Origin of the sequence: Streptomyces sp. NPDC048106 (assembly GCF_040706415.1) — a bacterium.
Taxonomy (GTDB): Bacteria; Actinomycetota; Actinomycetes; order Streptomycetales; family Streptomycetaceae; genus Streptomyces.
Map to the genome: position 1 here is coordinate 90422 of NZ_JBEZND010000026.1, position 20282 is coordinate 110703.

General features: G+C 73.6%; 16 protein-coding genes. 11 read left to right on the top strand and 5 right to left on the bottom strand.

What is annotated here, in order from left to right; all coding sequences use genetic code 11:
- Positions 1-136: 136 nt before the first annotated feature.
- The 5 genes from AB0927_RS25175 (at position 137) to AB0927_RS25195 (ending at position 4676) form a co-directional block, all read left to right on the top strand.
- Positions 137-1555, top strand: coding sequence for an MFS transporter (locus AB0927_RS25175; protein ID WP_366669965.1), 1419 nt, complete (start codon positions 137-139; stop codon positions 1553-1555).
- A 281-nt stretch (positions 1556-1836) separates the two neighbouring features.
- Positions 1837-2205 carry a MarR family transcriptional regulator gene (locus AB0927_RS25180; RefSeq protein ID WP_366669966.1) on the top strand — a complete coding sequence of 123 codons (369 nt, stop codon included), beginning with the start codon at positions 1837-1839 and terminating at the stop codon, positions 2203-2205.
- Positions 2206-2262: 57 nt separating this feature from the next.
- Complete coding sequence (locus AB0927_RS25185; RefSeq protein ID WP_366669967.1) at positions 2263-2919, top strand: DsbA family oxidoreductase; 657 nt, start codon at positions 2263-2265, stop codon at positions 2917-2919.
- Positions 2920-3093: 174 nt separating this feature from the next.
- Positions 3094-4311 carry a cytochrome P450 gene (locus tag AB0927_RS25190; protein ID WP_366669968.1) on the top strand — a complete coding sequence of 406 codons (1218 nt, stop codon included), beginning with the start codon at positions 3094-3096 and terminating at the stop codon, positions 4309-4311.
- A gap of 155 nt (positions 4312-4466) precedes the next feature.
- Positions 4467-4676, top strand: a complete 210-nt coding sequence (locus AB0927_RS25195) for a DUF5988 family protein (protein WP_366669969.1) — start codon at positions 4467-4469, stop codon at positions 4674-4676.
- Positions 4677-4744: 68 nt separating this feature from the next.
- Here AB0927_RS25195 and AB0927_RS25200 read toward each other — a convergent pair whose 3' ends face one another.
- Both AB0927_RS25200 and AB0927_RS25205 read right to left on the bottom strand, forming a co-directional pair.
- The gene (locus AB0927_RS25200; RefSeq protein ID WP_366669970.1) at positions 4745-5689 is read right to left on the bottom strand and encodes an ROK family protein; all 945 of its coding nucleotides are present in this window, start codon (positions 5687-5689) and stop codon (positions 4745-4747) included.
- Positions 5690-5694: 5 nt separating this feature from the next.
- Complete coding sequence (locus AB0927_RS25205) at positions 5695-7230, bottom strand: FAD-dependent oxidoreductase (protein ID WP_366669971.1); 1536 nt, start codon at positions 7228-7230, stop codon at positions 5695-5697.
- Between the two features lie 225 nt (positions 7231-7455).
- On the opposite strand from AB0927_RS25205, the gene AB0927_RS25210 reads away from it, so the two are divergent.
- Positions 7456-8250, top strand: coding sequence for an alpha/beta fold hydrolase (locus AB0927_RS25210; RefSeq protein ID WP_366669972.1), 795 nt, complete (start codon positions 7456-7458; stop codon positions 8248-8250).
- Positions 8251-8360: 110 nt separating this feature from the next.
- On the opposite strand, the gene AB0927_RS25215 is transcribed toward AB0927_RS25210, so the two are convergent.
- Complete coding sequence (locus AB0927_RS25215) at positions 8361-9830, bottom strand: MFS transporter (RefSeq protein ID WP_366669973.1); 1470 nt, start codon at positions 9828-9830, stop codon at positions 8361-8363.
- A gap of 135 nt (positions 9831-9965) precedes the next feature.
- Positions 9966-11129, bottom strand: coding sequence for a 3-deoxy-7-phosphoheptulonate synthase class II (locus AB0927_RS25220; protein ID WP_366669986.1), 1164 nt, complete (start codon positions 11127-11129; stop codon positions 9966-9968).
- Positions 11130-11395: 266 nt separating this feature from the next.
- Between AB0927_RS25220 and AB0927_RS25225 the strand changes: the two genes are divergently transcribed.
- Complete coding sequence (locus AB0927_RS25225; RefSeq protein ID WP_366669974.1) at positions 11396-12178, top strand: hypothetical protein; 783 nt, start codon at positions 11396-11398, stop codon at positions 12176-12178.
- Positions 12175-13245 (top strand): 3-dehydroquinate synthase family protein, encoded by a 1071-nt coding sequence (locus AB0927_RS25230; RefSeq protein WP_366669975.1) that lies wholly within the window; start codon positions 12175-12177, stop codon positions 13243-13245. Before AB0927_RS25225 ends, AB0927_RS25230 begins: the two co-directional genes overlap by 4 nt.
- Positions 13246-13322: 77 nt before the next feature.
- Here AB0927_RS25230 and AB0927_RS25235 read toward each other — a convergent pair whose 3' ends face one another.
- Complete coding sequence (locus tag AB0927_RS25235) at positions 13323-13763, bottom strand: type II 3-dehydroquinate dehydratase (protein ID WP_366669976.1); 441 nt, start codon at positions 13761-13763, stop codon at positions 13323-13325.
- Between the two features lie 204 nt (positions 13764-13967).
- Between AB0927_RS25235 and AB0927_RS25240 the strand changes: the two genes are divergently transcribed.
- The 3 genes from AB0927_RS25240 to AB0927_RS25250 all read left to right on the top strand — a co-directional run bounded on the left by AB0927_RS25240 (position 13968) and on the right by AB0927_RS25250 (position 20126).
- A complete protein-coding gene (locus AB0927_RS25240; RefSeq protein WP_366669977.1) occupies positions 13968-15131 on the top strand; it encodes a DegT/DnrJ/EryC1/StrS family aminotransferase in 1164 nt (387 codons plus the stop codon).
- The gene (locus tag AB0927_RS25245) at positions 15128-16903 is read left to right on the top strand and encodes an HAD-IA family hydrolase (protein ID WP_366669978.1); all 1776 of its coding nucleotides are present in this window, start codon (positions 15128-15130) and stop codon (positions 16901-16903) included. The genes AB0927_RS25240 and AB0927_RS25245 overlap by 4 nt, the downstream gene beginning before the upstream one ends.
- A 235-nt stretch (positions 16904-17138) precedes the next feature.
- Positions 17139-20126: a BTAD domain-containing putative transcriptional regulator gene (locus AB0927_RS25250; RefSeq protein ID WP_366669979.1), complete on the top strand. Its 2988-nt coding sequence runs from the start codon at positions 17139-17141 to the stop codon at positions 20124-20126.
- Positions 20127-20282 lie beyond the last annotated feature (156 nt).

A 20282-nucleotide genomic window follows, 5' to 3' on the forward strand; every position in this document is an offset into this window, starting at 1 on the left:
ACCTTGTGTGACCCAGGTCACACATCCAATGGGAAGGGCGGCCTCCCCGCGCCCAGTTGGAGCTCAACGCACATCCGTCAGCCCCTAGGAGGGTTTCGTGACAACAGCAACTCCCGCCCGGAGAGCGGGACTTGTGATGTTCCTGCTTGCCTTCTCGCAGGTCATCATCTCCGTCGACCTGAACATCGTCTATGTCGCCCTGCCGGACATCGGTCAGGCCCTGCACTTCTCCGCCCAGTCCCTGCAGTGGGTGGTCTCGGCGTACTCCGTGGCCTTCGGCGGCCTGCTGCTGTTCGGCGGCCGCGCGGTCGACCGCCTGGGCGCGCGCCGCCTGTTCATGACCGGGCTGACCTTCTACGCCGTCGCGTCCCTCGTCGGCGGTCTGGCCACCGGCCAGGCCATGCTGATCGGGGCGCGGCTGGTCCAGGGCATGGGCGGGGCGCTCCTCTTCCCGGCCGTGCTCGCGCTGATCGCCACCTCCTTCGAGGGGCAGCAGCGCACCAAGGCGTTCTCGGTGTGGGGCGCGGCCGGCTCCCTGGGGCTCGCGGCCGGCGCGCTGCTCGGCGGCGTGCTGACCGACCTGGCCTCCTGGCGCTGGGTGTTCTTCATCAACATCCCGCTCGCCCTGGTCATCCTCATCCCGGCGCCGAAGGCCATCCGCCGCGACGGTCCGGTCAACACCTCGGGCGGCTTCGACGTGCCCGCCGCGCTGCTGGCCACCATCGGTGTCTCCGCGATCGTGACCGGCCTGGTCACCGGTCCGGACCACGGCTGGACCGGCTCCCTGCCGGTCTCCGCGCTGGCCCTGGGCGTGGTCCTGCTCCTCGCCTTCTTCTTCACCGAGGCGAAGACCCGCAACCCGCTCATGCCGCTGCACCTGCTGCGCAACCGGCCCCTGGTGGTGGCCATGGCGGTGCTGCTGGTCTTCCAGACCGCGCTCGCGGGGGCGTACTACATCTTCACCACCTATGTGCAGCCGGTCCTCGGCTACAGCCCGATCCAGGCCGGTCTCGCCTTCCTGCCGCTCACCCTGTTCTCGATCATCGGATCCGGCCAGCTCGCGCCGAAGTGCATGGAACGCTTCGGTCCGCGCATCACCCTGTTCCTCGGCATGGTCGTGAACGGCATCGGCATCGGGCTTACGGCCGTGGTCATGACCACCGGCGGCTCCTTCTGGGCGCTGCTTCCCGGCTCGCTCGTCTGGGGTGTCGGCGGCGGTCTGGTGTTCGTCTCCGTCTTCGCCACCGCCGGTTCCGGTGTCGCCGCGGAGCAGCAGGGCGTGGCCAGCGCCATGGCGTCCACCGCCCAGCAGGTGGGCGGCGCGGTGGGCCTCGCGGTCCTCGTGGCCGTCGCCAACTCCACGTTCAGCGGCACGTACGCCGACGCGGCCGCCTCCGACGTGGTCAGCGGCCTGCGCCTGGCCGGTCTGATCGGTGCCGGGCTGCTGATCCTGGGCGGGTTCCTCGCCCTGGCCATCAAGAAGCGGCCGGCCGTCACGGCCGTGTCCTCGGCCGAGACGCGGAGCGAGCCGGAGTCCGAGCACGTGCCCGGCTGAGCCGGCCGGTGGACCCGGCCGGTGCCGGCGCGGCCCCCGGGGCCGCCGCTGGCGGGCGCCGTCCGCCCCGGGCGGCGCCTCAGCCATGCCCGCGCCCTCCCGCCCGGCCGCCGCATGCGACCGACCCCGCACAGTCCAGGAGCCGACGAGATGACGGTGAGATCCATGTGCCGGACGACGATGACGGCGACACCCGCCCACCGGAGCGAACCGGGCCACCGCCTGGGCGGCCCGCCGCCTGGCGCGGGCGGTGCCCGGTGCCCGGCACCGGGGAGCGGCCGATGCTGACCGAGTCCGCCCGCTGGCGGGAACGGATCGTCGGGACCTGGCGCGTCGCGCAGGAACTCGACCGGGCGCTGCTGCGCCGGCACGGCATCAGCCTCTCCGGCTTCCTGGCGCTGAGCACGCTCGAACAGGCCGGCACCCGGATGCGGATCAAGGAGCTGGCCGACGCGGTGGCCGGCTCCCCCTCCACCACCAGCCGGCTGCTCGACCGTCTGGAGCGCGACGGGCTGGTGGTGCGCCGGGCGGATCCGCGCGACCGCCGCGCCACCTTCGTGCGGATCACCCTGTCCGGGGCGCAGACGGCCCGCGCGGCCGCGGAGACCTTCGACACCGGCGTGGCCGCCCTCGCGACCGCCTCCTCGTGACCCGGCGCCCCCGCACCATCCTTCACAAGAACAGCGACGACAAAAGGAGAACTCCGCATGCGCGTGGAGATCTGGACCGACATCAACTGCCCCTGGTGCTACCTCGGGCAGGCCCGTTTCGAAAAGGCCCTCGCGGCCTTTCCGCACCGCGCGGACGTGGAGGTGGTGCACCGGTCGTTCCAACTGGACCCGGGCCGGACCAAGGGGGACGCCGAGCCGATCCTCGACGTCCTGATGAAGGGCAAGGGCTGGACCCGGGCGCAGGCCCTGGCCAACGAGGACAACCTGAGCCGGCAGTGCGCCGCCGAGGGCCTCGACTACGTCATGGGCCGTGACCACGGCTACACCTTCGACATGCACCGCCTGCTGCACTTCGCCAAGAAGCAGGACCGCGCGCACGAGCTGGTCCGGCTGCTCTACCACGCGAACTTCGCCGAGAAGCGGTCCGTCTACGACGATGACGAGCGCCTCGTGGAGCTCGCCGTGCGGGCCGGGCTGGACGCCGACGCGGCGCGGGCCGTCCTCGCGGACCCGGCCGCCTACGCCGACGACGTCCGCTCCGACGTCCGCGAGGCCGCGGTGGTCGGCGTGACCGGTGTGCCGTTCTTCGTCCTGGACCGCAAGTACGGCGTCTCCGGGGCGCAGACCACCGAGATGTTCTCGAAGGCCCTGGCCACGGCCTGGGAAAGCCGCCCGACGGCGCGCCGATCTTGAGCTGAATTTCAACTTGCCGAGGTCGGACCGCCGTTCGGTGAATTCCTTGGCCGTGAATTCAGCCGCACCTAGAGTCCTGGTGAGCGAGTTCCGGTGAGTGATTTCCGGTGAACGATTTCCGGTGACTGGAATTCCCACCCGTCCCGATGTGTGCCACGCTAGAGAGGATGAGGCATGTCCACGGAATTGGAAGCCGCGGAGGTTTCCCAGGAAGTCCCGTTTCTCGATGTCCTCGATCCGGCGTTCCGCTTCGACACCCCGGAAGTGCGCCGGGCCCAGGCGGAGCACTGGTACGCACGCACCCCGATCGGGCTGGTGGTGCTGCGCTACGCCGAGGCGCAGGAGCTGGTGCGCGACGCCCGGCTGAAGCACGACGGCCACGGCTTCATGGAGCAGAACGGCATCCTCGACGGGCCCGTGTACGACTGGTTCGTCCCCGGGCTCGTCAACCGCGACGGGTCGGACCACCGCCGGATGCGGGGCCTCGTCAACAAGGCGTTCACCCCGCGCATGGTGGAGGGGCTGCGGCCGCTCATCCGGGAGACCTCCGAGCGGCTCGCCGGCCGGCTGGCCGACGGCGGGGAGTGCGACTTCTTCGAGGAGTTCGCCGACGCGCTGCCGCTCGTGGTGATGACGGAGCTGCTCGGGGTGCCCGCCGAGGACTTCCCCGTCTTCCGCACGTGGAGCAGTGACATCGGCCTGGTCTTCAGTCTGGCCCTCGGCGGTGACATCCCCGCCCGGGTGGAGGCCGCCGTCAGCGGTCTGTACGAGTACGTCGACCGGCTGATGGCCGAGAAGGCCGCGCATCCCGGCGACGACCTCATCTCCGCGCTGGTGGCGGTGCAGCGGGCGGAGGGCACGGTCACCCGGGACGAGTTGCAGAACCTCGTCGTCACCATGGTGTTCGCCGCGCACGACACCACCCGGCTCCAACTGGCCAACGCCATGGTGACGTTCTCCCAGCACCCGGACCAGTGGAGCCTGCTCGGCGGCGATCCCGGGCTGGCGCCGCAGGCCGTGGAGGAGATCATGCGCTGGAACCCGTCGTCCAACGCCGTGTACCGCTACGCGGCCGAGGACATCGAGTTCCGCGGCGAGCGGTTCGCGCGCGGCACCATGTTCATGGTCGGCGTGCAGGCCGCGCACCGCGACGAACGTGCCTTCCCCGGCGGCGAGTCGTTCGACATCACCGTGGCCCGCAAGTCGCCGGTGCTCCAGTTCGGCGGCGGCCCCCACTACTGCCTGGGCGCGCCGCTGGCCCGCATGGAACTCGGCGAGGCGCTGCCCGCGCTGGCCAAGCGCCTCGGTCCGCCGTCCGTCGTCGGCCCGGTGACGTGGCGGCCGGCGATCGGCATCACCGGCCCCAACGAGCTGTCGCTGCGCTTCGGCTGACGGGCCGGGACGGGTCGCGGACTCGGTCACGACCGGCGGATATACCGGGTCATATAGGGGTTGTTGGGGCGCCTCCCGGAGGGCGACCATCGCATCAGCCCCCGTTCGGGGCGATTCCGCCGGATTCCGTGTTCCGTTCACCGGAGGTTGTCACCGTGCCCCAGTTCAAGGCCCTGCTGATCGGCGGCCCGGCCGCCCTGCCGTCCGAAGAGCGCCTGCAGGAGACGTCGTCGCTGACGGAGAAGATCAAGCACCGTTTCGGTGCCGGATACGAACACTTCATCCACGAGGGGGAGTTCAGGACCGTCGACGGCGAGCACCTGGCCGTCTTCCAGTGGACGACCCGTACGGCCATCGCGGAGTAGACCACGCCGCGCACACCGCTCCCGCGGCCCGGGGATTCCCGGGCCGCGGGAGCGTTTTCGCGGGGGTCTCACGCCGCTGCCGGGGCGAGGGAGTCCGCGGCGAGCAGCAGCGCGCCGTCGAGCGAGGACAGCGCGCCGAGGGCCGCCGGGGTCACGGGCACCGCGTCGGCGCCCGGCCGGGCGAGCCGGGCCACCCGCGCGGCGACGGTGGCGGCGAAACCGGGGATGCCGGCGCCGAAACCACCGCCGAGCACGACGCGTTCGGGGTGGGCCAGTTCGCACACCCCGACCACGGCCCGGGCCAGGGCGGCGGCGCTCGCGTCGACGGCGGCGGTCGCCCAGGGTGCCGCGGCCCGGACGCCGTCGGCCAGTTCGGCGAAGCCGACGGGCCGGCCGCGCAGCGCGGTGGCCCGGCGCAGGGTGGCCGGCCCGGAGGCGGCGGCCTGCACACAGCCGGTGCGACCGCAGTCGCACCGCGGCCCGGCCGCGTCCACGACCAGGTGCCCGAGCTCGAACGAGCCCCGGCCGGGGCCCGGCCACAGGCGGCCGTCGTGGACCAGCCCGCCGCCGACGCCGGTCCCCACCCCGACGTAGAGCATGCTCCGGCAGCCCGCCGCACGGGCCTCGGCGAGGCCGGCCAGGTCGCCGTCGTCGGCCCACCCGAGGGGGGTGCCGGGCAGCATCCGGCGCAGCGCGGCCGCCAGGTCCAGCCCTTCCCAGCCCGGCCGTCCCGGCCAGGTGCGCACGCGTCCGGCGGGGTCGCAGGCCACGGGCACCGCCACGCCGACCGCGCCGGGCGGGGCCGGGCGGCGCCGCGCCAGGGCCCGGACCCGTTCGGTGAGCAGGGCCAGGTCGCCGTCGGCGTCGCCCGCCGCGGGCCAGCGGAACGTCTCCCGCGCGTCGCCCGCGCCGTCCCGCACGCGCAGCGCGACCTTGGTGCCGCCGATGTCGATCCCGAGGAGTCCCGGCCGCCCGGCGGGGGACGGGAGGTGAGTGCTGAGTCCGCCCGTCATCGCGGTCAGCTGCCGATGCTCTGCGGGTGGCGGAAGACGTCACCCGGGTCGTAGGCGTGCTTGACGGTGAGCAGCCTCGCGTAGTTGTCCCCGTAGTAGGCCCGCTGCCAGTCCCCCAGACGCGGGTCGGGGAAGTTGACGTACGCCTCCTTGGCGGAGACCTGTTCGAGGATGCCGAAGCCGCGGTCGACCCAGGCCGTCATGTCCGCCTCCTCGTCCTCGGGCGGTGCGGGGTTCTGGGTCATGGCGGCGAACCCGGTCATGAACTGCGCGGTGCGGTGCCAGTAGGCGGTGGCCGTACGGCTGGTCTCGTTCGCGCGGCCGCCGGTCGCGGTGAAGGAGAGCAGCCGGGTCTGGCCCGCCCGGCGGTCGGCGTCGTAGGAGGCCAGCGCGTCCGCGAGGACGGATCCGGTGACCGGGCGGTCGAAGATCCGGGTGCGTTCGCGCAGCAGGCCGTTGCGGGGCAGTTGCCCGTCGGGGTTCTGGCCCGTGAGGTGGCACTCCCTGATGGTGATCTGCCCGCAGCCGTAGATCCGGCGCATCACGTCGCCGTAGGCCAGTTCGCTGACCTCCTGGCGCACCGGCCGGGTGCCCGCCTGGGACGCCAGCTCGGCGAGCCCGGCGACGAGTTCGGCCCGGTCGCCCCAGTAGGCGCCGGTGAGCAGCGCGGACGGCGTGCTGCCGGGGGCCGCGTCGGGCAGGGCGACGAGCAGGGCGGAACCGAGGTCGTGGGGGCTCGCGACGCTCCACCGCTGCCAGGCCTCGATCACCTCCTGCGCCTTGTCCCAGGGCCATTCGGTGTCGAAGTACACGCCGCCGGGCTGGTCGACCGGGACGACCTCGAAGTCGAGGACGATGCCGAAGTTGCCGCCCCCGCCGCCGCGCAGCGCCCAGAACAGCTCGGGCTCGCTGGTCTCGGAGGCCGTCACCAGGCGGCCGTCGGCGAGCAGGACCCGCGCGGAGACGAGCCGGTCGGAGCCCGTGCCGAACTTGCGCGTCTGGTGGCCTATCCCGCCACCGGAGAGAAAGCCGCCGGGCCGCACGGTGGGGCAGGTGCCGGTCACGATCTGGAGGTGCTGCGGCTCCAGGGCGGTGAGGGCGTCGATCGACATCGCGCCGGGGCCCAGATGGACCGTCCGTTCACCGGCCCGGACCTGGTCGAAGGCGGAGACGTCGACGACCAGCCCCTCTCCGGTCGACCAGCCGGCCAGGTTGTGGCCGCCGCTGCGGGTGCGCAGTTCGATCCCCTGCCGGTGGGCGAACTCCAGGCAGGCCCGCACGTCGCCCGGCGTCCGGCAGTAGGCGACCGCCTGCGGGTCGACCGCGCTGAACTCACCGAGATAGACGGTCTTGGCGCTGCCGTAACCGGAGTCGGCGGGACGGACCAGTTCCCCGCCGAGGACGTCGGCCAGCCGTGCCCAGGAGGCGTCGGACGGGCCGTCGGACGCGGCGGACGCGAGGGTCCCGGCGGACGCGGTTCCCACGGCGGCGGCGACCGCGAGACCGCCTGCGGATGTGAGGAATGACCTCCGAGTGGGCATGCTTTCCCCTTTTTGTCGGAACAACAGCGAAAAGGTAATGAGCACGCCTTCCGGCGGAGAACCCCTAACCCTCCCCTGACCTCGGGACACCGACCCCGGAAAACATTCCGGAGAATCCCCGGAAATCCCTCTGGACGGCCCTGGAAAGGGGGCGGTCTGGGGTTGTCCGGCTTCCCCTCCTCTGTCACGTTGACGGTGATGTGATCCGTCCGGGAAAGGACACCCATGCCTTCTCCAACTTCCGTTTCCGACCAGTGGATACGCCGTTATCACCGGGCCGCCGAGGACGCCGTCGAACTCGTGTGCTTTCCGCACGCGGGCGGTTCCGCGCCGTACTTCGCCCCGGTGTCGGCGGCGCTGTCCCCGGCCTTCGAGGTGATGGCCGTGCAGTATCCGGGGCGTCAGGAACGCCGGCACCTCGCCGGCATCGACGACATCCCGGAACTCGCCCGGCAGGCGCACGCGGCGCTGGCCGAGGCCGGTACCGGCGCGCACGGCCGGCCGGTCGCCCTGTTCGGCCACAGCATGGGCGCGCTCGTGGCCTTCGAGGTGGCGCGGCTGATGGAACGGGACGGCGGCGGGCCCGTCGTCCTGTTCGTGTCCGGGCGCCGGGCGCCCAGCCGGGTGCGGGGCGGGGACGTCCCGCACAACGACGCGTCGATCGTCGCGGACATCCGGGCCCTCGGCGGCACCGACGCCCGCGTCCTCTCGGATCCGGAGCTGCTCGGCATGGTGCTGCCCGCGCTGCGCAGCGACTACCGCGCCGTGGCCCGCTACCGGCAGGGCGAGGACGCCCGGATCGGCGCGCCGCTCGTCGTGCTCACCGGGGACGGCGACCCGCACACCAGCCCCGAGGAGGCGGGGGCCTGGCGCGCCCACACCACGGGCCCCTTCGAGGTGCACACCTTCCCCGGCGGCCACTTCTACCTGGAGGACCAGATGCGCCCGGTGCTCGCGACGATCCGCGACGCGGTCGGGCGTCTGGGGCGGGGGGCGCCCGGCGGACCGTACGGCGGATGAGCGCGGGCGCGCCCCGCGGGTGCGGGGCGCGTTCGTCGCACGCCCGAGCGGCGGAGTCCGGCCTGGGGCCGGGCTCCGCCGCTCGGGCGTGCGATCCCTGGGACGCCTCGCTACGAGACCGCCACGTCGGGCTCGGCCGGCGCGTCGGCCTGCGCCCGCTCCGTCTGCTGTCCGGTGGCCCGCAGCATGACGGCACCGATGACCAGGGCGACGGCGACGAAACCGGCCGCCAGCAGGAAGGCCACGTGGTAGCCGCCGACCAGCGCGGACGCCTCGCTGTGCCCCGCGTTCTTCAGGCTGTCGGTGCGGGAGGTGACGAACGCGCTGAGCACGGTGAGGCCGATCGCCCCGCCGATCTGCTGCGTGGTGTTGAACAGGCCGGAGGCGATGCCCGACTCCTCGGGCGTCACGGCGGCCATGCCGAGGCCCATCATGGCGGGCGCCGCCAGGCCGAAGCCGAGCCCCATGACGAGGCTGGCGGGCAGGAAGTCGGCGACGTAGGTGCCGTCCACACGGGCGAAGGAGAGCAGGACGAAGGCGGCCACGATCAGGACGAGCCCGGTGAACAGCATGGGCCGCTGGCCGAACCGGGTGATCAGCCGTGCCGACAGGCCGAGGGAGACCGCCGCGATGACCACCGCGATGGGCACGAAGCCCAGACCGGCCTGGAGCGGGCCGTAGCCGAGCACCCGCTGGACGTACAGGGTGCCGAAGAAGAGCAGGCCGAACATGCCGGCGATCATCATGAACTGGACGATGTTCGCCGCGGTCAGGCTCCGCGAGCCGAAGATCCGCAGCGGCAGCAGGGGCTGGGCCACCGTGGCCTGGCGGACGACGAAGCCGGCCAGCAGCAGGATCGACAGCGGGCCGAGGATCAGCGTCTGCGCGGCCCCCCAGCCGACCCGCTCGGCGTCCACGATGGTGTAGACGAGGAGCATCATGCCGGCCGTGACCAGCAGCGCGCCGAGGAAGTCGGTGCCCTTGCCGAGACCCTGACCGCGCTCCTTCGGGACCGCGCGCAGCCCGGTCAGGACGAGCACGGCGCCGATCGGCGCGTTGATGAAGAAGATCCAGTGCCAGTTGAGGTACTGGGTGAGGACACCGCCGAGCAGCGGTCCCACCGCGCCGCCGCCGGCGGAGGCGAAGCTGTACGCGCCGATCGCCTGGGCCTGCTTGCGGGGCTCCGAGAACATGGTCGCGACCATGCCGAGGATGCAGGCGGACGCGATCGCACCGCCGACACCCTGCACGAAGCGGAATCCGATGAGGGACGCCTCGTTTCCGGCGAAGCCGCACAGCAGGGAGGCCGCGGAGAACAGCGCGATACCGGTCAGGAAGATCGTCTTACGGCCGATCAGGTCACCGAGCCGCCCGGCGAGCAGCAGCAGACCGCCGAAGGGGATGACATACGCGTTCACCACCCAGACGAGGTTCTCGGCGGAGATGCCGAGACCGCGCTGGACGGCCGGCAGTGCCACGTTCACGATGTTCTGGTCGATGACGATCATCATCTGGCCGACGCAGAGCACGGCGATGGTCAGCCAGGGGGAACGGTTTGTTCGGGGGGCGGGCTGGCCCATTTCCGATTCGCCTCCAATAGGGCATTGTTTGTTACAGAAGCCATGATGCGTGCCCCAAGGCAAGTGCGGAAGAAGGCACTTTCCTGTGACACGGGCACATGGATGTTCCTGTCACGGGCACATGAATGTGCCTTTTCAGCGACGGCACAGCTCCGCGGTCAGGCGGGCGATTTCCAGTGCCTGTTCGACGTTGAGCCGGGGGTCGCAGGTGCTTTCGTACCGGCCGCCGAGTTCGTGCTCGGTGACCTCGCCCGGACCGCCCAGGCATTCCGTCACCCGGTCCCCGGTGAACTCCAGGTGCACGCCTCCGGGATGGGTGCCGAGCGCGCGGTGCACCTCGAAGAAGCCTTCGAGTTCGTCGGCGATGTCGTCGACGTGCCGGGTCTTGTAACCGAGGGAGGAGGTACGGGTGTTCCCGTGCATCGGGTCGCAACTCCACACCACCTGGCGTCCGGTGGCGGCGACCCGCTCCACGACCGCGGGCAGCACGTCCCGCACCCGGGCGCTGCCCATCCGGCTGATCAGGGTGAGCCGGCCCGGCTCCGCCCGGGGGTCGAGCCGCTCGGCGTACTCGGCCGCCAGCGCAGGAGTGATGTCCGGACCGAGCTTCACGCCCACCGGGTTGGCGAGCAGCTCGGCGAACGCCACGTGGGCCCCGTCGAGTTGACGGGTGCGCTCGCCGATCCACAGGAAGTGCGCCGAGCCGCCGTACAGTCGCCCGTCGCCCGGATCCACGGCCAGCAGCGGGCGTTCGTAGTCCAGCAGCAACGCCTCGTGGCTGGTGTGGATCCCGCTGAAACGGCCGGTGCGCAGCAGGGCGAGCGTGTCGCGGGCGGTGCGGTACGCCTCGGTCATGCGCACCGGATCCGGGACGCGGGCCTCGGGATCGGGGGCGGCGGAGTTGACGATGTCGCCCCGGTACACCGGCAGGCCGAGGCCGTCCACGCCGTCGGAGCGCGGCTTGGCGTACTGGCCGGCGAGCCGGCCCACCGGTACCACCGGCAGCCCGGAGCCCTCCGCCAGCACGGCCGCCATGCGCAGCAGCGTCACGGCGTTCGCGCCGATGTGCGCCGGTGTGGCACCGGCGAAGGTCTCGGCGCAGTCGCCGCCCTGGAGGAGGAACGCCTCCCCCCGGGCGACCCGCGCCATCCGTGCGCGCAGCCCCCGGATCTCGTCCGGCGTGACGAGCGGCGGCAGGCTCGCCAGGAAGGCGGAGACCGACCGCACCTGCTCGGGGTCGGGCCATGGTGGCTGCTGGGCCGCGGGACGGCGCAGCGCCTCGGAGATTCTCCCGGCCAGCTTCTGGGACGGTCCGGGGAGTTCTTCGGTCGATCGCTGGGAAAGAGTCGGTCGCTCGTAAAGAGTCGGATTCACGGTGCCATTGGAACGCGCGGGAGATCCCCTAGCCGTACCCCTATCAACTCCCTCAATTTCCCGGGGAGCCCCTGGAATCACGGGTCGTCGATTGCGGGTGCGGCGCGCGGATCATTACCGTCGGCGGCGGATCAGGACCGGACTGTCCCGCGACGGTCGAGTCGACCGAGATGACCGAGGTGGATACCGCTATGGCACGGCAATGGCTGTTCGTCTCCCTGTACGGCGGCTCCGACGCGCCTTCGGGCCTGCCCGCCGTGGTGCCACGCGTGGCACGGCTGGTGCGGTCCGGCGACCCGGAAGCGTGCTTCTTCTTCTCCCGGACCGACGAGCCGACGGGCCGGTCGGTGGACCTGTGGCTCGACGCCCGGCCCGCCACCCGGGACGCCGTGGCCGACGTGCTGCGGGCCGAGCCGGACGCGGGCTGGACGCCGTCGGCGGCGCGGACCGTGACCCGCCCGGTGCGCCATCCGCACGAGAGCGAGCGGGACGTGCGGGACGAACTGGCGGCCGTGGCCAGCGAGTTCGCCCTGGCGGTGCGGCACGTCGACGATCCCGGCCCGCGGGAGGCGCTCGCCCTGGGCGTGGCCCATCTGCGCGGCGTGGCCGGGCTGCTGCCCGAGGCGTCCCGGCCGGCGTTCCTGTTCCAGTGCTGGCAGCGCTGGTCGGCCGGGCTGTCGCCCCGGCAGCGGGTGGCCCTGGCCGCGGGGGCCGGTCCGGTCCCGGAGCACGGTGAGCAGGCGGCGCCGGCGCCCCTGGAGGCGTATCTGCACCGCACCCGGCGGACGATCCGCGGCCAGCGCCCGGGACAAGGGCTGCCCGAGCCGTACCTGCTCTTCCACCAGACCGAGGCGGCCCACGACCGCCTCGGCATCCCCGCGGGCCCGAGCGCCGCCGCGGCGCTCACCGTCCGCGGCGAGATCCTGCGCCGCGCCGCGCGCGTGCCCGTCGCGGCTTCCGGGGACCGGCTGTGAACCGGGGGACGCGGAGCGCGGCGGACGGTACCGGGCACGAGTCCGCGCGGCGGGTGCGGGTGGAGCTCGGCGAGCGGTCGTACGACGTCCATATCGGGTCGGGCGTACGGGAGTTGCTGGCGGAGCACGTGGCCCGGCTGGGCGCGTCGCGCGCCGTGGTCGTCTCGGCCCGGCCCGCCGGTCTGGTCCCGGATCCGGGGGTGCCGTACCGGCTGATCGAGGCCGCGGACGGGGAGGCGCACAAGACGCTGGCGACGGTCGGCGCGCTGTGCCGGCAGTTCGCCGACGCCGGTCTCGGCCGTGAGGACGTCGTGGTCTCCTGCGGCGGCGGCACCACCACCGACACGGTCGGGCTGGCGGCCGCGCTGTACCACCGTGGCGTACCGGTGATCCATCTGCCCACCTCCCTGCTGGCCCAGGTGGACGCCAGCACCGGCGGCAAGACGGCCGTCAACCTGCCCGAGGGCAAGAACCTGGTGGGCACCTACTGGCAGCCGAAGGCGGTGCTGTGCGACACCGACTACCTGCGCACGCTGCCCGAACGCGAACGGCTCAACGGCTACGGCGAGATCGCCCGCTGCCACTTCATCGGCGCCGGTGACCTGCGCGGGCTGTCCACGGTCGAGCAGATCACGGCGAGCGTGCGGCGCAAGGCCCAGATCGTCTCGGCGGACGAACGCGACACGGGACCGCGGCACCTGCTGAACTACGGCCACACGCTGGCCCACGCCCTGGAGACGGAGACCGGGTTCGGGCTGCGGCACGGCGAGGCGGTGGCCGTCGGGACGGTGTTCGCGGGCCGGCTGGCGGGCGCGCTGGGCCGGATCGGCCGGGCCCGGGTGGACGAACACCTCGACGTGGTCCGGCACTACGGGCTGCCGTGGCGGCTGCCGCGCGGCGCGGACGTGGACGCGCTGATCGGTTTGATGCGGCTGGACAAGAAGGCCTCGGGGTCGGCGCCGGGGCGGCTCGCCTTCGTGCTCGACGGGCCGTCGGGGGCCGAGCTGGTGCGCGATGTGCCGGAGGAGGCCGTGCGGGACTGCCTGGCGGAGATGCCACGCGACTGAGGTGGGCACGCCGCGGCGTCGCCGCCCCCGGGTGACCGGGTGGCGGCGACGCCGCGTTCCGTGGTGCGCAACACGCCCTAACGCTCGCCCGCCGCCCGGTCCAGCAGGGCCCGCGCCGCCAGGCGGTAGCCGTGGGTGCCCAGGCCGGCCACCACGCCCCAGGCGAGCGGCGCCAGGATCGACTCGTGCCGGAACCGCTCACGGCCGTAGATGTTCGAGATGTGCACCTCGATCCACGGGTGCGGATACGCGGCGAGCGCGTCCCGCAGGCTCCAGCCCGCCATCATCAGCGCCCCGGGGTTGACGATGGCGCCGACCGTGTCCGGGTGCTCGTTGACGGCGTGCACGAGAACCCCCTCCGAGTCGTCCTGGACGCTCGTCAGGCTCCAGCCCCGTCCCGCGATCTCCTCGGCGACCGCCTTCTCGATGTCGGCGAGGGTGTCGGTTCCGTAGATCTCCGGCTGGCGGCGCCCGAGAATTCCCAGATTCGGGCCGTTGACCAGCAGCAGCCGACTCATGACATCACCTTTTCCGTGAGAGGTTTTTCCGTCCTCACCCTTCGACGCGATTGTTCCGGTCCGGCATTCCGACGGGCACCGGTACGGAGCCACAACTGTGGAAATGCCTTCTGGATTCAGGGGGGTGCTAGGGGATGAACGGCGGAGAACGTGCCGGATAGCGTCCTGTTGGACGCTTCCCCAACGAGCAGAAGGACAGGGACCGTGAGCGTTTCCCGAGAGATTCCGGAATTCCCGGAGTGGCCGCAGTTCGACGACACCGAACGCGCGGGACTCACGCGCGCGCTGGAGCAGGGCCAGTGGTGGCGCATGGGGGGCGGTGAGGTCACCGCGTTCGAGGAGGAGTTCGGGGCCTACCACGGCGCCGACCACACCCTGGCCGTGACGAACGGAACGCACGCCCTGGAACTCGCCCTCCAGGTGCTCGGCGTGGGGCCGGGCTCGGAGGTGATCGTGCCGGCCTTCACCTTCATCTCCTCCTCGCAGGCGGCCCAGCGGCTGGGCGCCGTCGCGGTGCCGGTCGACATCGATCCGGGCACCCTGTGCATCGATCCGGCCGCCGCCGAGCGCGCGATCGGCCCCCGGACCACCGCGATCATGCCGGTGCACATGGCCGGGCAGGTCGCCGACATGGACACCCTGGCGAAGCTCTCCGCCGACAGCGGGGTACCGCTGATCCAGGACGCCGCCCACGCCCACGGGGCCCGCTGGCAGGGCCGGCGGATCGGCGAGCTGGGCTCGGTCGCCGCGTTCAGCTTCCAGAACGGCAAGCTCATGACGGCCGGCGAGGGCGGCGCCGTCACCTTCCCCGAACAGCACCAGTACGAGGCGGCGTTCCTGCGCCACAGCTGCGGGCGCCCGGCCGCCGACCGCGGCTACTTCCACCAGACGTCCGGCTCCAACTTCCGGATGAACGAGTTCTCCGCCGCCGTGCTCCGGGCCCAGCTCGGCCGGCTCGACGACCAGATCACCCTGCGCGAGGAGCGGGCGCCCCTGCTGTCGCGGCTGCTCGGCGAGATCGACGGGGTCGTGCCCCAGAGCCGGGACGAGCGCTGCGACCGGGACCCGCACTACATGATGATGTTCCGCGTCCCGGGCATCACCGAGGAGCGCCGCAACCGGCTGGTCGACGCCCTGGTCGAGCGGGGCGTGCCCGCGTTCGCGGCGTTCCGCGCCCTGTACCGCTGCCCCGGCTTCTGGGAGACCGGCGCCCCCGAGCTGTCGGTGGAGGAGCTGGCCGCCCGCTGCCCCGTCACGGAGGCGGTCTACACCGACACCGTCTGGCTGCACCACCGTACGCTGCTCGGCAGCGAGCGGCAGATGCACCAGATCGCCGAGATCCTCGCCGACACCCTGGCCGCGGTATGACCGGGCAGGGTGGGCGCACGCCGCGGGTGGCCGTCATCGGCGCGGGCTGGGCGGCTCGTTCGATCTGGCTCCCCCGGCTCGTGGCGCACGAGGAGTTCGCCGTCGCGGCCGTCGTCGATCCGGACCCGGCCGCCCGGGCCGCCGTCTCGGCGGACGGGTTCCCGGTGTTCGCCTCGGTGGCCGAGCTGCCGCCGGGGTCGGTGGACCTCGCGGTCGTCGCGGTCCCGAACCATCTGCACGCCGCCGTGGCGGAGGACCTGCTGCGGGCGGGTGTCCCGGTGTTCGTGGAGAAGCCGGTGTGCCTGACCCCGGCCGAGGCCGACCGGCTGGCCGCCGCCGAGGCCGCCGGCGGCGCGGTCCTGCTGGCCGGCAGCGCGGCGCGGTTCCGCGCCGACGTCCGGGCATTGCTGGAACTGGCCGGCACCGTGGGCGGGATACGGCACGTGTCCGCGAGCTGGATCCGGGCCCGGGGCATCCCGGACGGGGCCGGCTGGTTCACCCGGCGGCGGCTGTCCGGCGGCGGCGCGCTGGTCGACCTGGGCTGGCACCTGCTCGACGTGGTGGCGCCGCTGCTGCCGCCGGAGCCGTTCGGGCAGGTGGCCGGTTCGGTGTCCGACGACTTCATCAACGACCCCGGGCTGCGGGCCGGCTGGCGCCGGGAGGCGGCCGCCGGCGGCGCGGGCGACGTGGAGGACACCGCGCGCGGCTTCCTCGTCACCCGGGAGGGGGTGTCGGTGGCGCTGACCGCGAGCTGGGCCTCGCACCAGCCGAGCGACATCACGCGGGTGGTGGTCGAGGGCAGCACCGGCACCCTCGAACTGACCTGCACCTTCGGCTTCAGCCCCGATCGGCTGGGGCAGCCGGTGCTGACCGTGACCCGGCGCGGCGAGGTGACCACGGTGCCGGTCGCGCAGGAGCGCATCGGCGCCGAGTACGACCGGCTGCTGGACGATCTGGCGGCGCGCTGGGCCGACCCGGCCTGCCGGGGGGCGGCGATCGCGGACGCGCGCCGCACGGTCGACGCCGTCGAGCGCCTGTACGCCTCGGCCGCCGTCCCGGCCCCTGCCCCGGCCACGCCGCGTCCCGTACCGGGGCGGGCCCGGCCGCCGCGGGCCGTGGTCTTCGACCTGGACGGCGTCCTGGTCGACAGCTTCGAGGTGATGCGGCAGGCCTTCACCTTCGCCTACCGGGAGGTGGTCGGATCGGGCGAGCCGCCGTTCGAGGAGTACAACCGGCATCTCGGCCGCTACTTCCCGGACATCATGCGCATCATGGGGCTGCCGCCGGAGATGGAGGGCCCCTTCGTCAGGGAGAGCACCCGGCTGGCCGGCCAGGTCCCGCTGTTCCCCGGGGTGGACGAGCTGCTGCACGGGCTGCGGGACCAGGGGCTCGGGCTGGCCGTGGCGACCGGCAAGGCGGGCTGGCGGGCGCGCGCCCTGCTGGAAGGGCTCGGCGTGGCCCACCTGTTCGACCACATCATCGGCTCCGACGAGGTCCCGCGGGCCAAGCCGGCGCCCGACATCGTGCTGCGCGCGCTGGAACTGCTGGACGTCCGGGCGGACGACGCGATCATGGTCGGCGACGCGGTGACGGACCTGGCCGCGGCCCGCGGCGCGGGGGTGGGGGCGGTGGCCGCCCTGTGGGGCGAGACCGACGAGCCGACGCTGCTCGCCGCCCGTCCCGACTTCGTGGTCCACAAACCCGGCGAGCTGGCCGAACTGTGCGCGCCGTCCACCGAATTGAGCGCGCATTCCTCCGGGAAACCTCAGTGAGAACTCAACGGCACCTCGGCTGAATGTCAGCCGGATGTCAGCCGTCGGAAAATTCCCGGAAAAGTACCCAGCTCCGGGCCGCGCGGTCGCCCCCGCGGTTCGAATTCCGAAGCCGTTGATGAAGCAACTGGCGCCAGCTACAGTCGCTTCGCAGAGCGTTTTCCCCCAAGGAGCGCGCCGGCATGGTGGATATCGAAACGCGCACGCCCGCTTCGTCCGTTGGGTCCGATGCCAGATGAGGTTCCGTGTGCTCGGCCCGCTGCACGTGTTCCGCGACGACGTACCGCTCCCGCTGGGCGGGATCAGCCGGCGGGCGACCCTCGGTCACCTCCTGCTGCACGCGAACACCGTCGTCTCCACGGGGCAGTTGCTGCGGGCGCTGTGGGGCGAGGAGCCGCCGCCGACGGCACGCAAGATCCTGCAGAACGCGGTCTCCGGCCTGCGCCGGGCGCTGGGCGACGGCATCTCCCGGCAGGGGGCCCAGGTGCTGGTCACCCATGCGCCCGGCTATGTGCTCCGCGCGGATCCGGCCGCGATCGACCTGTGCGAGTTCCGGGAGCTGTCCGGGCGCGGGCAGCGGGCGCTGGCGCTCGGGCAGTGGGACGAGGCCGAGGGGCATCTGCGCCGGGCGCTGGAGCTGTGGCGGGGCCCGGCGCTGGCCGATCTCGCCGCGGGCGGCTACGACTGGCCCGAGCTCACGGCGCTGGAGAACGAGCGGTTCGCGGTGCTGGAAAACCGGATGGAAGCCGCGCTGGCGGCCGGCCGCCACCTCGCCGTCCTCGGTGAGCTGGAGGCCGTCGTCAGCGCCGAGCCCCGGCGGGAGCGGCTGTCCCGGCAGCTGATGCTGGCCCTGTACCGCGCGGGGCGGCAGGCCGACGCGCTGGAGGTGTACCGCCGTACCCGTACCGCGCTGGTCGAGGAGCTGGGGCTCGATCCGAGCCCCGAACTGCGCGAGCTGGAGCGGGCGATCCTCGACCACGACCCCGGGCTCGCCTCCTCGGGCGGCCCGCCGCGAAGGCCGTCGTCCGGCCGGCAGCCGGTGATCGGCCGCCGGCCGGGCGGCCCCCCGGCGCAGGACCCGGCGGCCGGATCGGACGACGGTCCGCCGGGGCGCCCGGCGCCCGGCACTGCGGCGCGGCACGGCTCCGCGCCCCCGGACGGGGAGACCGCGTCGCAGCGCGGCCCCCTCGGGCCGGTCGGGAGCGCCGCGGGTTCGCCTGGCGGCACCGCCGAACTGAGGCGGGTGACGGCGCTGTTCGTCCGCGCCGACGTGGTGGACGCCGGCACTCCCCCGGAGGTGGCCGAGCGGTTGCTGGAGGAGGTGCGGTCTCTGGTGCGCGACCACGCCGCGGGGCTCGGCGGGCGCCCGCAGGGCTGCCTCGGCCCGGTCGCGCTGTGCGTGTTCGGGGCCGCGCGGACGCGGGAGGACGACGCGCTCCGGGCCGTCCGGGCGGCGCTGCGGATCGCCGGGCACGCGGACCCGGAGGTACGACTGCGGGTCGCCGTCACCTCCGGGGAGGTGCTGGTCGCCCCGGTGTCCGGGCCGCCCGGGGGCTCGCAGGACGCCGAGGTCACCGGGCCGCTGCCGGGCACCTGGCTCGACCTGCTGTTCGACGCCGTCCCGGGCACGGTCCGGATCTGCGACGCCACCCGCGCCCTGACCGCGGGGCAGGTCCGCTGCCAGGCGTCCGGCACGCCCGCCGGCGGACACGACGTGCTCGTGCCGCTGCCGGCGGGCGACACCCGCCGGGCCGGGCCCCCGTTCGCCGGGCGGGAGCGCGAGCTGCGGCAACTGGACTGGTGGGCGCGGCAGGCGGCGCGCGACCGGCGCCCGCACCTGGTGACCGTGCTGGGCGAGGCGGGCATCGGCAGGACCCGGCTGGTACGCGAGTTCGAGCGCCTGCTGTCCGCCGAGGCCGGGCCGCGCTGCCTGCTCGGTCACCGGGCACCGGAGCCGGAGGACCCGTACGCCCCGCTCGTGGACGTCGTCCGCGCGTACGCGGGTGTCGCCGAGGAGGACGACGCCCTGCGGCAGGACCGCGCGCTGCGGGCGGCGGTGACCGGGCTGACCGGTACCGGGCGGACCTCCGAACGGCTGGCCGAGGGACTGCGCCGGCTGCTCGCGCCCCCGGCCGACGCCGGGCGCCGGCCGCCGCCCGCCGGTGACGGCGCCGGACTCGCCGCCTGGCGCCGGCTGGTCGAGGAACTGGCCGTCCGGGAGCCGCTCGTGGTCGTCCTGGAGGACCTGCACCGGGCGGACGACACGCTGCTCCGGCTCGTCGGCGAGCTGCCGGAGACCGTGGGCGACCTGCCCCTGCTGGTCGTGGTGACGGCGCGGCCTGAGCTGGCGGACCGCGCCGCCTACTGGACCGGCGGCCGGCGCAACGCCACCACCCTGACCCTGGACCCGCTGCCGCGCGAGGCGGTCGACGCCCTGCTGGGCGACCTCCTCCCGGGCCCCGCCGACCGGCGGACCGCGCGGACGCACGCGGCGCTGGCCGAACAGGCGGGCGGCAACCCGCTGTTCCTGACCGAGTACGCCCGCGCGCTGGCGGCCGGGCCGCAGCCGGTCCTGCCGCGGCGGGACGCCGACGCCCGCCGCCCGGACGGCGCGGTCCCGGTGCCGGCCCTGGTGCACCACGTCGTCTCGGCCCGCATCGACACCCTGCCGGCGGCGGAGCGGGCGCTGCTCTACGACGCCTCGGTGTTCGGCGGCCGGTTCCTGGACCGGGAGATCGCCGCGCTGAGCGACCCGGAGGAGCGGCACGGGCCCGCCCGGGTCCGGGAGCCGCTCACCGCCCTGGAGCGGCGCGGGTTCCTGCGGCGCTGCCGGCGCTGCCCCGAACTGGACGCGGTGGAGTACGAGTTCGCGCACGGGATCGTCGGCGAGGTCGCCTACTCACGGCTGCCGCACGCAGTGCGGGCGGCGAAGCACCTCCAGGCGGCGCGCCGGCTGACCCGGCGGCCGACCCGCGCGCCGGCCGTGCTGGCGCACCACTGCCGCAGGGCGGTGCAGCACATGACGGCGGCACGCGGTCCCGTCGGGGACGTGTCCGCCGAGGCCTGCGCGCTGCTCGTGCGGGCGGGCCGGCTGGCCCACGAGCGGGGCGCGACGGACGCCGCCCGGTACTGCCTCGGCGTGGCACGCGAGCTCTCCCCCACCGGGGAGGCCCGGTTGCTGCTGCCGCTGCACGGACCGGACGAGGAGAAGTCACCCGCGTAACCGGTGCTCCGCGGGCCTCTCGGCGAGTCGGCCCACCGTGCGGTAACCGGCGGCGAACCCCGCGGTCAGACCCCGTTGAACCCCCCACCACCTCTCCGTAGTTTGACAGTCGTCGTAGTACCCACCCCTCGCGACAACGGCGTCGCGAGGGGGCCA

What these genes read in the sequence shown, in the direction of transcription:
- AB0927_RS25250 (WP_366669979.1), top strand. Translation starts at nt 17,139, where the DNA reads ATGAGGTTCCGTGTGCTCGGCCCGCTGCACGTGTTCCGCGACGACGTA.
- AB0927_RS25200 (WP_366669970.1), bottom strand. Translation starts at nt 5,689, where the DNA reads ATGACGGGCGGACTCAGCACTCACCTCCCGTCCCCCGCCGGGCGGCCG.
- AB0927_RS25205 (WP_366669971.1), bottom strand. Translation starts at nt 7,230, where the DNA reads ATGCCCACTCGGAGGTCATTCCTCACATCCGCAGGCGGTCTCGCGGTC.
- AB0927_RS25185 (WP_366669967.1), top strand. Translation starts at nt 2,263, where the DNA reads ATGCGCGTGGAGATCTGGACCGACATCAACTGCCCCTGGTGCTACCTC.
- AB0927_RS25190 (WP_366669968.1), top strand. Translation starts at nt 3,094, where the DNA reads ATGTCCACGGAATTGGAAGCCGCGGAGGTTTCCCAGGAAGTCCCGTTT.
- AB0927_RS25245 (WP_366669978.1), top strand. Translation starts at nt 15,128, where the DNA reads ATGACCGGGCAGGGTGGGCGCACGCCGCGGGTGGCCGTCATCGGCGCG.
- AB0927_RS25180 (WP_366669966.1), top strand. Translation starts at nt 1,837, where the DNA reads ATGCTGACCGAGTCCGCCCGCTGGCGGGAACGGATCGTCGGGACCTGG.
- AB0927_RS25175 (WP_366669965.1), top strand. Translation starts at nt 137, where the DNA reads ATGTTCCTGCTTGCCTTCTCGCAGGTCATCATCTCCGTCGACCTGAAC.
- AB0927_RS25210 (WP_366669972.1), top strand. Translation starts at nt 7,456, where the DNA reads ATGCCTTCTCCAACTTCCGTTTCCGACCAGTGGATACGCCGTTATCAC.
- AB0927_RS25235 (WP_366669976.1), bottom strand. Translation starts at nt 13,763, where the DNA reads ATGAGTCGGCTGCTGCTGGTCAACGGCCCGAATCTGGGAATTCTCGGG.
- AB0927_RS25225 (WP_366669974.1), top strand. Translation starts at nt 11,396, where the DNA reads ATGGCACGGCAATGGCTGTTCGTCTCCCTGTACGGCGGCTCCGACGCG.
- AB0927_RS25215 (WP_366669973.1), bottom strand. Translation starts at nt 9,830, where the DNA reads ATGGGCCAGCCCGCCCCCCGAACAAACCGTTCCCCCTGGCTGACCATC.